Annotated in this window: 11 protein-coding genes, 1 tRNA gene, 1 other RNA gene and 1 pseudogene (1 of these 14 only partly in view); 4 read left to right on the forward strand and 10 right to left on the reverse strand. The window is 37.8% G+C overall.

The genetic code is table 11. The features are described from left to right. The 4 genes from recR to ffs all read right to left on the reverse strand — a co-directional run. A protein-coding gene (recR, locus tag SJW71_RS00410) for a recombination mediator RecR (protein ID WP_274795138.1) crosses the window boundary here: on the reverse strand, positions 1-399 show its 5' portion. It extends 198 nt beyond the left edge of the window; 399 of the gene's 597 nt are visible here — the first part of the coding sequence; it begins with the start codon at positions 397-399; its stop codon lies beyond the left edge, outside the window. A 12-nt stretch (positions 400-411) separates the two neighbouring features. After that, complete coding sequence (locus SJW71_RS00415; RefSeq protein ID WP_004233957.1) at positions 412-726, reverse strand: YbaB/EbfC family nucleoid-associated protein; 315 nt, start codon at positions 724-726, stop codon at positions 412-414. A gap of 21 nt (positions 727-747) precedes the next feature. Continuing rightward, a complete protein-coding gene (dnaX, locus tag SJW71_RS00420; protein ID WP_431811637.1) occupies positions 748-2,532 on the reverse strand; it encodes a DNA polymerase III subunit gamma/tau in 1,785 nt (594 codons plus the stop codon). A gap of 140 nt (positions 2,533-2,672) precedes the next feature. Next, positions 2,673-2,940, reverse strand: an RNA gene (gene ffs, locus SJW71_RS00425) — signal recognition particle sRNA large type. A gap of 168 nt (positions 2,941-3,108) precedes the next feature. On the opposite strand from ffs, the gene SJW71_RS00430 reads away from it, so the two are divergent. The 4 genes from SJW71_RS00430 to SJW71_RS00445 all read left to right on the forward strand — a co-directional run bounded on the left by SJW71_RS00430 (position 3,109) and on the right by SJW71_RS00445 (position 6,833). Then, positions 3,109-3,201, forward strand: a tRNA-Ser gene (locus SJW71_RS00430). A 128-nt stretch (positions 3,202-3,329) separates the two neighbouring features. Further along, positions 3,330-4,589 (forward strand): ATP-binding protein, encoded by a 1,260-nt coding sequence (locus tag SJW71_RS00435; protein ID WP_431811638.1) that lies wholly within the window; start codon positions 3,330-3,332, stop codon positions 4,587-4,589. Beyond that, the gene (locus SJW71_RS00440; protein ID WP_274795135.1) at positions 4,590-5,468 is read left to right on the forward strand and encodes a response regulator; all 879 of its coding nucleotides are present in this window, start codon (positions 4,590-4,592) and stop codon (positions 5,466-5,468) included. 90 nt (positions 5,469-5,558) lie between these two features. Further along, positions 5,559-6,833 carry a cation:dicarboxylate symporter family transporter gene (locus tag SJW71_RS00445; protein WP_312507626.1) on the forward strand — a complete coding sequence of 425 codons (1,275 nt, stop codon included), beginning with the start codon at positions 5,559-5,561 and terminating at the stop codon, positions 6,831-6,833. Between the two features lie 45 nt (positions 6,834-6,878). On the opposite strand, the gene SJW71_RS00450 is transcribed toward SJW71_RS00445, so the two are convergent. The 6 genes and pseudogenes from SJW71_RS00450 to SJW71_RS00475 all read right to left on the reverse strand — a co-directional run bounded on the left by SJW71_RS00450 (position 6,879) and on the right by SJW71_RS00475 (position 13,167). Next, the gene (locus SJW71_RS00450; RefSeq protein ID WP_274795133.1) at positions 6,879-7,499 is read right to left on the reverse strand and encodes an RraA family protein; all 621 of its coding nucleotides are present in this window, start codon (positions 7,497-7,499) and stop codon (positions 6,879-6,881) included. 136 nt (positions 7,500-7,635) lie between these two features. Continuing rightward, positions 7,636-8,543: pseudogene (locus SJW71_RS00455) on the reverse strand (methyl-accepting chemotaxis protein). A gap of 80 nt (positions 8,544-8,623) precedes the next feature. Then, positions 8,624-9,151, reverse strand: coding sequence for a TIGR00730 family Rossman fold protein (locus tag SJW71_RS00460; RefSeq protein ID WP_274795131.1), 528 nt, complete (start codon positions 9,149-9,151; stop codon positions 8,624-8,626). Between the two features lie 89 nt (positions 9,152-9,240). Beyond that, positions 9,241-9,909 carry a deoxynucleoside kinase gene (locus tag SJW71_RS00465; RefSeq protein ID WP_274795130.1) on the reverse strand — a complete coding sequence of 223 codons (669 nt, stop codon included), beginning with the start codon at positions 9,907-9,909 and terminating at the stop codon, positions 9,241-9,243. After that, positions 9,909-10,544 (reverse strand): deoxynucleoside kinase, encoded by a 636-nt coding sequence (locus tag SJW71_RS00470; RefSeq protein WP_274795129.1) that lies wholly within the window; start codon positions 10,542-10,544, stop codon positions 9,909-9,911. Before SJW71_RS00470 ends, SJW71_RS00465 begins: the two co-directional genes overlap by 1 nt. A gap of 211 nt (positions 10,545-10,755) precedes the next feature. After that, a complete protein-coding gene (locus SJW71_RS00475; RefSeq protein ID WP_431811639.1) occupies positions 10,756-13,167 on the reverse strand; it encodes a heavy metal translocating P-type ATPase in 2,412 nt (803 codons plus the stop codon). Positions 13,168-13,220: the final 53 nt, after the last annotated feature.

Raw genomic sequence — 13,220 nt, forward strand, 5'->3', positions numbered from 1 at the left:
ATCTTGCAAACGCACTAATAAGGAAGCAACATTAATATCCTCTGGGCCGATGCCATCCATTGGCGAAATTGCTCCCTGAAGTACATGGTACATGCCGTTATAGTCACGCATTTTTTCCATTGCAATAACATCTTTTGTATCTTGTACAACACAAATAATAGAATGATCTCGTTGCTTATCTGAGCAAATATGACATGGATCTACATCCGTTATATTGCCACAAACAGAACAGTAGCTCAGATTTCGTTTAGCATCAATGAGTGCTTTAGAGAAAGATAATACATCGTCTTCCTTCATTGATAACACAAAAAACGCCAGACGAGCCGCAGTTTTCGGCCCGATACCTGGCAATTTCATAAAACTATCGATCAATTTAGATATTGGTTCTGGGTAGTACATAATGAATACCTCCTAGAATGGAAGGTTTAAGCCTTGAGTGAATTTCCCCATTGTTGAATTCGTTTTTTCTTCTACTTTTTTCAACGCTTCATTTGTAGCGATAACAATTAGGTCTTGTAACATTTCGATGTCTTCAGGATCTACCACAGATTCATCAAGATTTACGGATACAACCTCGCGCTGACCTGAAACAGTTACTTTTACCATGCCGCCGCCTGCAACACCCTCAAATTGCTCAGCATTTAATGCTTCTTGAGCCTCCATCATTTCCTTTTGCATTTTTTGCATCTTTTTCATCATACCTTGCATATTTCCCATTCCACGCATAAATGTTTTCCTCCTAAAAATTTAATCTTCAATAATTTCAACAAAGTCTTTACCAAAGAGTTTTTCAGCCTCTGTCACAAGTGGGTCTTGTGAAGCAAGAGGTTGAGCATCGTCGATAAATGGTTCTTCTGGCATTTCTGCCGGTGGTGGCTCTAATAATTCCTCCCCATGTTCTGAAGCCGTTAATGTTTTCTTTTGCTGCAGACCATGATCACGAATAAATTCTTCACGCATCTTTAACCAGGATTCTTCCGGTATACAAAGCATCTCGTACATTGTGCCAGTTTGTCCCGCAATTAGTTGTGTAAATTGAGCCTTTAAAGATTGGTTATCAGCAACCATCTGACAATGAATATCATACTTGAATTTTAACACAAAAGCACTCGAAGATGCCGCAACAGGCTCGGCTTCTGCCAAAAGAGCAGATTGTGATTTTTGCATTTGACTTAATGCTTGCGCCCACACCGATTTTATACGTTGCACATCTTGTTTTGTTGCATCTTTTAGTATTTCTTGAATACGACCAGTCGGTGCTTTATAGCCATTCGGACTTTTAGCACGAGGCCGCTGCTCTTTTTGGGCTGGTGATGTTTGTGCTGGTGCCCCAGTTTGCAATTGTAAGGATAATTGCTGAACCATCTGCTCAAGCGCAACAATTTTTTGAGTGACCTCTGGGCTTTGCGTCATTTCATTGGTAGCCATCGTTGAATGGGCGACCCCTCCTGAAAACTGTACCATTTTAAGTAATGCTGTTTCTAAGTAAATTTTCGTATGGTGAGAGAAGCGCATCTCTTGCTGTGTTTTTGCGAGAATATCTATATAGCCATAAAGCATATCTGGCGCGAATTCATGTGCTAAAGTAAATACACGTTCCTCGGGGGACACAAGCTCTAAGAGTTCAGCTAAATCATCACTTGTTTGAAGTAATAATAAATCACGGAAAAAGGTAATTAAATCCTCCGAAAGACGCAAAGGGTCCTTTCCATCGGCTATAAGTTGCTCTAAAAGCGCAAGCATTTGTGCAACATCTTTCATCTTGAGTGCCTCTGCTAAATCATAGAAAACATCCTGACTAATTGAACCTGTAACTAACAACGTATCCTCAAGCTTTAACTTTTCTCCGCTGAAAGACACAACTTGATCCAATAAACTTAAAGCATCGCGCATTCCCCCAGCTGCAGATTGTGCGATAACCTTTAAGCCTTGTTCTTCATATGGTAAATCAATATCCTCTAAGACAACCTTCATTCGTTCAATAATATCATTTGTAGAAAGTCGCTTAAAATCAAAGCGCTGACAACGAGAAATAATCGTTGCAGGCAATTTATGAGGCTCTGTCGTTGCTAAAATAAATACAGCGTGAGGGGGTGGTTCTTCTAAAGTTTTTAAAAGAGCATTAAAAGCACTTGTAGAAAGCATATGTACTTCATCAATGATGTACACCTTGTATCTACTGCTAGCAGGAGCAAAACGTACTTTCTCTATAATATCTCTAATTTCCTCAACACGTGAATTCGAGGCAGCGTCAAATTCAATGACATCTGGATGAGATCCATCAGTAATACTTAGACAAGTAGCACATTCATTGCAAGGTTCTTTTGATGGTGCATGTTCACAATTTAATGCTTTCGCAAAAATTTTAGCTGTACTTGTTTTCCCAGTACCACGTGGCCCAGAGAATAAGTAAGCATGTGTGGTTTTATTCGCTAGGAGAGCATTCTGTAGCGTTCTTTTGACATGAGCTTGACCTGACATTTCTCGAAAAGATTGTGGTCGATACACACGATAAAATGCTTGATACGTCACTATATTTCTCTCTCCTTTTCCATGTAATTGAGTAGTTTTATTATAGCATTTGCTATCTTATATAGAAAATGAAGTTATTGATTAAATATAAAAAAGCACCCGCCTATAGTAGACGGATGCTTTGAATTGGCAATTTCATGCCGTGCACCTTTCCTTGACAGCCGCACATAAGCGTTACTCTTGTCGTTAGCTCGGATTAGGCAACCCCGCGGCACATGGATAAGACCACTTAATGCTGCTTCCTTCCGGACCTGACATGGTTCATGGGTATCCATTGCGCAGGACCCAATCGTCAACACTACGTGCAAAAGGCAGACCAAACAATACGGACAGCCTCGAAAAAGGAATTCAGTCTCGCTAGAGCGGATTGCGAGTTACAGGACACCGCTACCTTCCCACCTAGCACGGCAATAACTAGTATACTGACAGTTTGTATAAATTGCAACTTAATGCACAAATTATTTATTTCCAAATCATTTTTAATCTTCCTATATTTTTTTGAAAAAATATATTGACGGCTTTCTCAAGTTGTGATAAATTTATTTTTGTCGATAAGACAACAGAGCAATATAACATGGAGGTATACCCAAGTCTGGCTGAAGGGATCGGTCTTGAAAACCGACAGGCGGGTAACACCGCGCGGGGGTTCGAATCCCTCTACCTCCTCCAGTTTTAAATTTCCGACTACGAATGTAGCCGTTTTTTTTTTGCCAAAATTGTATGTATTACTTGTTAGATACCACTTCCGCCTCGGTTGTGGTATTTTTTTATTATATGAATGATGGGAGGTAGTTACAATGCAATCGAAATTATTTATGACGCGCGCTTCCCTTACTTGGATTTTCCTTATTGCTGTCATGACTGCAATTGGTAGTGAGATTAAAATTATGCCTTTTGCTAATACATCTTTCCGTTTTGGTTTAGGAACCATCATATTCTTTTTATGTACATTAATTAAACCTACACCCATTATTTTAGCTGGTGTTGCTACAAGTATAGTGACAACCCTTTTCCGTGTTTTTACTTCCTCATTACATGATGTTGCTATTTCAGAGAGTATATTTAACCATTTACCAGCGGCTTTATTTTATGTATTGTTTGCAGTATGCCTACAAATTTTAGATATCCAACAATACAGAGAAAAACCATTAAAGCTTGGTTTACTCGTCGCCTTTAGTGAGGTCATTAGTAATTTAGCAGAGCAAATTTTTCGCTTTTTTGTACAAACCTATACTTTTTTATTTCTTCATGACCTCCTGATTCTTTTAGCGGTCGCATTATTACGTAGTTTTTTTGTAGTCGGTGTGTATAGCTCTATTTTGATAGCAGAACAAAAAAAGCGTGTACAAGAAATGCTCAATATTGGATCCGACCTCTATGTAGAGACCCTGTATTTAAAAAAGTCCATGAATCATATTGAAACGATAACAGCTAGTGGATTTGAGTTATACCGACAGTTAAAAATTAAAGGTTATCGAGCGGAAAGTTTGCAAGCGCTTCATATTGCCCAGGAAATCCATGAAGTGAAAAAGGATTCACAGCGTATTTATGCTGGTATTTCTAAAATTGTTGGCGAAAGGAACTTCGGCCCTTTTGTATTATCTGAATTATTACATTATATTGAAGAAGGCAATAGTAAGTATGCTGAATTACTTGGTAAGAGTATACAATTCAAAACAACAATAGACTTTGATTTTCAAACAAAGGAACATATTGCATTACTTGCTCTTTTAAATAATTTATCTGCTAATGCAGTTGAAGCTATCGAAGGACAAGGTATCATATCTATTGCTATTCAACGCCAAGAGGATAATACTGTAATAACAGTATGTGATAATGGAAAAGGAATTTCTCAACAAGATTTATCTATTATCTTTGAACCTGGATACACCACAAAATATAATGATGATGGTGTAGCAGCAACTGGCATTGGGCTTTCACATGTTGCTGAACTAATAGAAAAATTAAAAGGCTCAATATCCGTTGAATCAAACAATCAATACACAACGTTTAAAATCACAATTCCTACGCAAACTATTCAAACGGGAGAGACTTAAATGAGGTATTTTATTGTAGACGATGATCGTGCAAGTCGTGTTATGTTAAAACAAATTATTGAAGATAGTGGGTTAGGTACAGTTATTGGTGAGGCTCGTAATGGTGAGGATGCCATACCACAAATTTTAATGACTCAGCCAGAGTTTGTGCTGATTGATTTACTGATGCCAAAACTTGATGGAATAGCAACAGTCGAACACCTTATTCAAAATCGCTTCGAGGGGCAATTTATCATGATTTCACAAGTTGTGAATAAGGAAATGGTCGGTGAGGCTTATGAACAAGGAATCGATTTCTTCATTCATAAACCAATTAACCGAATAGAAGTAGAAAATGTTTTGAAAAAAACTACTGAACAATTTCGACTAAAAAATTCTCTGTTAGTTATACGCCAATCACTTACAAATATTGAATTAAGTGAACAAAAGGCAAATAAAGCAACATCCCGAGACCATATTCAATCCATATTAAACGATATGGGAATTGTCGGTGAAATTGGTAGCGAAGATATTATAGCTATTATTGAAACATTACTTGCTCATCAGCATAAGATTGCACCACTTCCTCCATTAAAGGAGCTTTATGAGGAAATTGCCGCTGTTACAAAGGCTACACCTGATGAAATTTTGAAGGAAAGTAAAGCTATAGAACAGCGTGTGCGTAGAACAATACTAGCTGCCATGATTAATCTCGCTAATTTAGGTGTTGTTGATTACACTAACTCCGAATTTGAATACTATGCCCCGCGCTACTTCGATTTTAAAGAAATTCGTCAACTCATGACACAGATTGAAGACCATGATAATCGTAAAGCAAAAGTCAATATTAAGAAGTTTATTCAAGTGTTATATTCAGACATTTTAACAAAAGTAAATTAATTTTCTCGGATTTTGTCGGATTCCATAAGTCCTCCGTATTATTAAAGTAAGGCGTGTCCTAAAAATTTAATATTAGGGGGTACAAAGGGTTTGAAGAAGAAATTTAAAATCAGTCTAGCCGCTCAAATTTTAATCGGTTTGATTTTAGGGATCATTATTGGTGGTATCTTTTACGGGAACCCCAAGATTGAGACATATTTACAACCATTAGGGGATATCTTTTTACATCTTATTAAGATGATTGTTGTACCGATTATTATTTCTACATTAATCGTTGGTGTAGCTGGTACTGGAGACATGAAACAGCTTGGGCGATTAGGCGGGAAATCCATTATTTACTTTGAGATTATTACGACAGTAGCAATCGTAGTTGGATTACTTTCCGCAAACTTATTCCATCCTGGTACAGGTATTAACATGAGTGAACTATCTCAGGGGGATATTTCGAAATATGTAACAACTACTGAAGAAGTACAGCATGAGGGACCATTTGATATTATTGTAGGGATTGTCCCAACAAATATTATCCAGTCTATGGCTGAAGGTAATATGCTTGCGATTATTTTCTTCTCAGTTATTTTTGGTTTAGGGGTTGCTGCAGTTGGAGAACGAGGAAAACCAGTCTTAGACTTCTTCCAAGGGGTAGCAGACGCTATGTTCTGGGTAACTAACCTCGTAATGAAATTTGCTCCAATTGGGGTATTTGGTTTAATTGGTGTAACCGTTTCCAAATATGGATTCGCTTCACTGGTACCACTTGCTAAATTAGCTATCCTTGTTTATGCAACGATGCTATTCTTTATCTTTGTCGTTCTTGGACTTGTAGCAAAATTTGCAGGAATCAGCATCTTCTACTTAATTAAAGTATTAAAAGATGAGTTAATTTTAGCCTTTTCAACAGCAAGTTCTGAAGCTGTATTACCACGTATTATGTTAAAAATGGAGAAATTGGGTGCTCCAAAGGATATCGTATCCTTTGTTATTCCAACAGGTTACTCCTTTAACTTAGATGGATCCACGCTATACCAAGCGATTGCAGCATTATTTATTGCGCAAATGTACGGTATTCACCTAAGCATTGGTGAACAAATTACGTTAATGCTTGTATTGATGGTTACTTCTAAAGGGATTGCAGGTGTTCCAGGCGTATCATTCGTAGTACTTCTAGCAACTTTAGGTACTGTCGGCATTCCACTTGAAGGACTAGCATTTATTGCTGGTATTGACCGTATTCTTGATATGGGACGTACTGTTGTGAACGTAATTGGTAACTCATTAGCATCATTAGTTATGGCTAAATGGGAAGGCCGTTTCGATCGCGAAAAGATGAAAAATTACTTTAAAGATAATGAAAATTTAGCGTAATTTAAAAAAACTCTCACGATGTTGGATGGCATCGTGAGGGTTTTTTTACTTTCCAAGCACTTTATCTAAATAGGCAATGATCGATTCTTTTCCGTTTGCATGTGCCTCCTGTGCACGTGCCGCATCTTTTTCAAGTTTGGACTCTGCGGCTGCTACTATTCTTTCTGCATCTTCCATTGGTACGACAATAACGCCATCTACATCCCCAATAATATAATCACCAGGATGAACGGTTACTCCTCCAACGGCAATTGGAATATTTACTTGGCCACCACCATTTTTGTTGCCAGCTGCTACTGTTGTACCTAAAGCGAAAATAGGGAAATCCAACTCTCGAATCGCTGCTATATCACGGATCACTCCATCCACCACAAAACCTTGGACGCCCAGTCCCTTTGCTAAGGAAATAACGAAATCGCCCGCTACAGCTCGATTAGTATTTCCTTTTGCATCAATTACTAAGATATCCCCTTCATTGGCCGCTCTGATCGCTTCCAATACTGCACCATTCTCACCATCTGGTAAACGTACAGTTACTGCTCGTCCAGCTATTTTAAAATGATCGGCTAGTGGTTTAATTTCACTTCGCAAATTGGTATGCCCGCCTGTCGCATCAGATATAGCTGTCGTTGGTAGATGCTGAAAACTTACTTCCACTTTTGTCATACATAACACCCCTATTATTATGATTGATGAAAGCCTTACACCTATTATTGTAAATAAGAACCATATACTATTTCAATATTTCTCGGATACTAAAGGAAACTTTTGTTAAGCCCATATTTTCTTATGAATGATACTATTAAATGATTTCGATAAACTGCTTTGATTGCTCAACTAATGCTTCAGCAGCAGATGCAATTTCATTAAAATCATTTGTCGTGACGGTAATTTGTTGATTCGTCTTATCTACTTTTTCAGCAATTCTTGTAATACTATCTGTCACTTGTCCGATTTCCCGTTCTATCCCCTCAACATTCTCCTTCACTTGTGAAATGGACTGCTCAACCCTAACTGAAAGCTTTCGTACCTCTTTGGCCACGACATCAAAACCTCTACCATATTCTCCTGCTCTAGCTGCTTCAATACTGCATTTAAAGCTAATAAGTTTGTTTGTGAGGCAATCTCTTGAATAGTCTTCACAATCCCTTTAATAGAATCTGCTTGTTTTTGAAGCTTCACGAGGTTACTAACATTTTCATTAGACTCTTGTGAAACCGCTTTAATTGTTTTTAGTAAGTCTTGGCTATTTTGAATACCTGTCTCAGAACGATGATAAAGCTCTTTAGACATGCCTTTCAATTTGTCTGCTACATTTACTATTTCATTTTGACGCTCAGTAATATTGGTCGCAATTTTAGAGACACCAATTACTTGTCTTGTATTGTTTGCAAAAACCGGCATATATGTTGCCTCAAGCCAAATGATATTGCCATTCGCATCCATTCTCTCAATTTTATCCTGATAACTGTTTCCTACTGTTAAATTGCGCCAAAACTTATCATACTCCATACTATTACTGAAATCGGGGAGACAAAATTCTTTATGATGCTTTCCTAGCATCTCTTGTACTGTATAGCCTAGCGTTTGAGCGAATAGCTCATTTACATAGGCTACTTTTCGATCCATATCAAAACGTATAATTGCAATATTACGTTCAATGGCTTGAACTACTAAATCATCCGTTACTTGAGCCTCTACACTGTGCATAAACAATACCCCTTTTACTATTTTTTTACTTATAATAATTTATTTTACTTTTATATTCGGTAAAAAACATGGGTAATGTTTCACCCATGTTTTTTTAATAAGCTCAATATCTCTTCCGAAGAAGTAGCTACGCAAAAAAGTTCTTTTTGTTCAGCACGTATAAAACCTTCCTCCAACATGATTTTGAAATGCTGTAAGAGGGCATCATAAAATCCATGGACATTATATAAAATGACAGGCTTGGCATGAAGTCCAATTTGTGCCCAGGTAAATACCTCAAAGTATTCATCTAAAGTACCTGCACCCCCAGGAAGAGCGATAAATGCATCAGCCAACTCTGCCATCTTTGCTTTACGAATATGCATTGAATCTACAAAATGAATCTCTGTTAATGAGGCATGAGCCAATTCTCGCTTCTGTAAGTGAGTTGGCATCACACCAATTACTTCTCCACCCGCTGCTAAAACAGCATCTGCAACCTTACCCATTAATCCTGTTTTAGAACCACCATAGACAACACCATGGCCGTTTTTCGCTAGTGAAGTACCTAGCTCAGAGGCCTTTTCAGCAAAAATGGGACTTTTCCCTAAACCGGATCCACAATACACTGCAATTCTTATAATAATCCCTCCTATTCAAAAAACGTGAAACAATCAGCTACATATTGTCTCACGTTTTTTGGTCATTTATTATAATTCTATTTTCGTAAATGGCTTGTTTGTTTTAGCATATGACTGATACGGCTCACAATTGATTCAATGGCATCAGGATTTTTTAATAAATCATAATCATTAATATCTAAACGTAGAACTGGACAGGAGTTAAAATTATTAATCCAGTTTTCATAGCGTTCATGCATTTCTATCCAATAATCATTTGGTGTTTGTTGCTCCATTGCTCGTCCACGTTCTTGAATACGTCCAATAACTGCATCAATTGGTCCCTCAAGATAGACAAGCAAATCGGGATGTGGGAAATATGGTGTCATCACCATAGCATCAAACAGATTCGTATACGTTTCATAATCAGTTGGGCTCATTGTCCCTTTATCAAAATGCATCTTAGCAAAAATGCCAGTATCCTCATAAATGGATCGATCTTGTATAAATCCTCCACCATATTCAAAAATACGCTTCTGTTCTTTAAAACGCTCTGCTAAAAAGTAAACTTGTAAATGAAAGCTCCATTTTTCAAAGTCCTCATAAAATTTATCAAGATATGGATTTGTATCTACTTTTTCAAATGATGTACGAAAATTTAGTGCTTCTGCTAACGCCTTTGTCATCGTTGATTTTCCTACACCCACTGTACCAGCAATCGTGATAACGGTTTGAGGAGGAATATCGTACTTCTCTCTTAAATTCATTATTGCAAACTCCTTTGTTGTAACGTGTCTTTAATTATCTTTAAAACGTAATTTAAATCATGTGGATTTTTGACAAAATCAAGCTGATCCCCATTAAATCGAATAACTGGAATTTCAGGATGCATTTCCTCAAAATGCTCGATAAACGAATGATAATCAGCCACAAGCTGCTCCATATAATCACGTGAAATCATCTTTTCAAATTCTCGGCCACGCATCGCGATACGCTTCATTAATGTTTCGACGCTAGCTTGTAAATAAACCACTACATTTGGAACAGGCATATCTTTTGTTAAAATCCCATATATTTCCTCGTATTTCTCGTACTCAGTTGGTGCCAATGTTCGCTTGGCAAATATTAAATTTTTAAAAATATGGTAGTCTGCTACAACAGGTTTGGCTTCTGCTAATCGAAACTTTTTTATATCAGTTAATTGTTTATAACGATTACAAAGAAAGAACATTTCGGTTTGGAAACTCCATTCCTCTATGTTTTCATAAAATTTATTTAAAAAAGGGTTTTCGTCTACAATTTCTTTTAATAGATGGTAATTTAATGTTGCTGCTATCTCTTTCGATAAAGAGGTTTTACCAACACCAATCGGACCTTCTACCGTAACAAATGGAACCGTCACTAGAAGTTCCTCCTTTTATTCTATGGATTCTATCATCGTGCCCCGCTCGCTGACACCTCATTTATTAAATGAATCAGTACCGTTCATTGTATCATAGTGGGAAAATGAAAAACAGAATCAACCTATTATTCTAGTAAATTTAAAAGTGAAATTTCTCCTCCAAATAAATAAAAAAGACATCGAGAATATACTTCTCAATGCCTTTCATACTTTATAATTTTACTCGCTGTAATCGTAATGCATTTAATACTACCGATACCGAGCTGAAAGCCATCGCAGCACCAGCTACCCATGGAGCAAGTAGACCAATTGCAGCAATAGGAATACCTAATGTATTGTATGCAAAAGCCCAAAATAGATTTTGTTTGATATTACGCATTGTTTTGCGACTCATCAGAATGGCATCTGCGATACTATTTAAGTCGCCACGAATAAGTGTAATGTCTGCCGCTTCCATCGCCACATCAGTTCCTGTACCAATGGCCATTCCGATATTGGCAGTTGCCAGCGCAGGCGCATCATTAATGCCATCACCCACCATTGCTACTTTTTTCCCTTGAGCTTGTAGCTTTTTCACCTCATCTGCCTTGCCTTCTGGTAAGACTTCAGCAATGACATGATTTACTCCTACCTCTGTTCCTATAGCCTGGGCAGTACGTTCATTATCACCCGTCATCATAATGACCGTAATACCCATATCCTGAAGTCGATGTATGGCTTCTTTTGACGTATCTTTAACTGTATCAGCGACAGCTACTAAACCTGCATATTGACCATTGATAGCAGCCAGCATTGCTGTTTTACCGTTTCGCTCAAGTTGCTCCATTGTTGGTAAAATATCATCAATTTGAATACCATATTGCTGCATTAATTTACGTGTTCCAATGACAACACCCTGACCTGCGACAGTCGCCTGCACACCATAACCTGGGATTGCTTCGAAAAATTGGACTTCACCTAATGCTATACCATGTTCCTCTATACCATGTACTATGGCTTCAGCAAGTGGATGCTCTGACTGTTTCTCAGCTGCCCCAATTAATGATAAAAAGCGTCCTTCATCTTGTGCTGGAGCTAATAGAACATCCGTTAGCTCTGGTTTACCATGTGTCACTGTACCTGTTTTATCTACAACAACTGTATCAATACTTTGCGTTTGCTCTAAATGTTCTCCACCCTTAAATAAAATACCAAATTCAGCTGCACGACCTGAACCTGCCATGATAGACGTTGGCGTTGCTAATCCAAGAGCACAAGGACAAGCAATGACAAGAACTGCAATTAAAACCTCTAAAGCGGGTGTAAATTCTCCTGGGCGGACCCAAATAATCCAAACTAAAAATGTTACCAATGCAATACCGACAACGATTGGTACAAAAACCCCTGATATTTGGTCTGCTAAGCGTTGAATGGGTGCTTTTGATCCTTGAGCATCTTCAACCACTTTAATGATTTGTGCTAACGCTGTATCACGACCAACCTTAGTTGCTGTCATTTTAATAAAACCATTTTTATTAATAGTGGACCCAAATAATTGATCGCCCTGTTTTTTATCAACTGGCAGACTTTCACCTGTAAGCATTGATTCATCAACAGCTGTTGATCCCTCTAATACCTCTCCATCGACAGGAATTTTCTCCCCTGGTTTTACTAGAATAACATCGCCAATGATAACTTCTTCTAAAGGAACCTCTTTTTCTACACCGTCACGTACAACCACAGCCGTTTTAGCTTGAAGTCCCATCAGTTTTTTTATGGCTTCAGAAGAACGCCCCTTTGCTTTGGCCTCAAATAATTTCCCTAATAAAATTAATGTAATTAAAACCGCACTCGTTTCAAAATAAAGATGGGGGCCATGGTGAGACCCTATCGTTACGATTGCTTGATAGACACTATAGAAATACGCAGCAGATGTCCCCATGACGACAAGTACATCCATATTTGCACTACCGTTACGTAAAGCTTTGTAGGCTCCTACATAAAATTGCTTACCTATAATAAATTGTACTGGTGTTGCTAACACCATTTGAACCCAAGGATTCATAAGAAATTCTGGTACATATAAAAACGATGTAAAGGAAAAATGTCCAACCATCGTCCAAAGCAGTGGTAATGAAAGAATAGCCGACAGAATAAATTTGCGTTGTTGCTGTTTAATGGCTTTTTCTCGATGGTCCACCGTTTCTGCCTCTTCTTCTTTTTGATGAGCCCCATAGCCTAGCTTCTCTACCTTCACAATGATATCTGTGATGGATACTTCTGATGGATTAAACTCAATCATTGCCTTTTCAAGTGCTAAGTTTACATTTGCAGAAGAGATACCGCTTAGCTTATTTAACCCTTTTTCAATGCGAGTGGCACAGGCTGCACACGTCATCCCTGTAATTTCAAGTTCAGCTTTTTGTTTAACAACACCATAACCAAGTGCTTCTATTTTCTTTTCAAAATCTTCTTCACTCAACTTTGCTGGATCGTACTTAATAGACGATTTTTCAAGTGCTAAATTAACCGTTGCTTGTTCTACACCATCCATTTTATTTAAACCTTTTTCTATCCGAGTGGCACAGGCTGCACATGTCATACCTGTAATTTGCAAATTCGCCTCTTTTATATCAGAACTCATTTACCTTTCACCTCTCCTTATACCAACCAGGGGTATATAAATTTGAAAATAAG

Origin of the sequence: Lysinibacillus sp. FW12, assembly GCF_050817245.1 — a bacterium.
GTDB classification, from domain to species: Bacteria; Bacillota; Bacilli; order Bacillales_A; family Planococcaceae; genus Lysinibacillus; species Lysinibacillus irui.

Excerpts from the sequence above, each read along its gene's own strand:
- SJW71_RS00415 (WP_004233957.1), bottom strand. The coding sequence starts at position 726 with ATGCGTGGAATGGGAAATATGCAAGGTATGATGAAAAAGATGCAAAAA.
- SJW71_RS00435 (WP_431811638.1), top strand. The coding sequence starts at position 3,330 with ATGCAATCGAAATTATTTATGACGCGCGCTTCCCTTACTTGGATTTTC.
- SJW71_RS00440 (WP_274795135.1), top strand. The coding sequence starts at position 4,590 with ATGAGGTATTTTATTGTAGACGATGATCGTGCAAGTCGTGTTATGTTA.
- SJW71_RS00450 (WP_274795133.1), bottom strand. The coding sequence starts at position 7,499 with ATGACAAAAGTGGAAGTAAGTTTTCAGCATCTACCAACGACAGCTATA.
- SJW71_RS00465 (WP_274795130.1), bottom strand. The coding sequence starts at position 9,909 with ATGAATTTAAGAGAGAAGTACGATATTCCTCCTCAAACCGTTATCACG.
- SJW71_RS00475 (WP_431811639.1), bottom strand. The coding sequence starts at position 13,167 with ATGAGTTCTGATATAAAAGAGGCGAATTTGCAAATTACAGGTATGACA.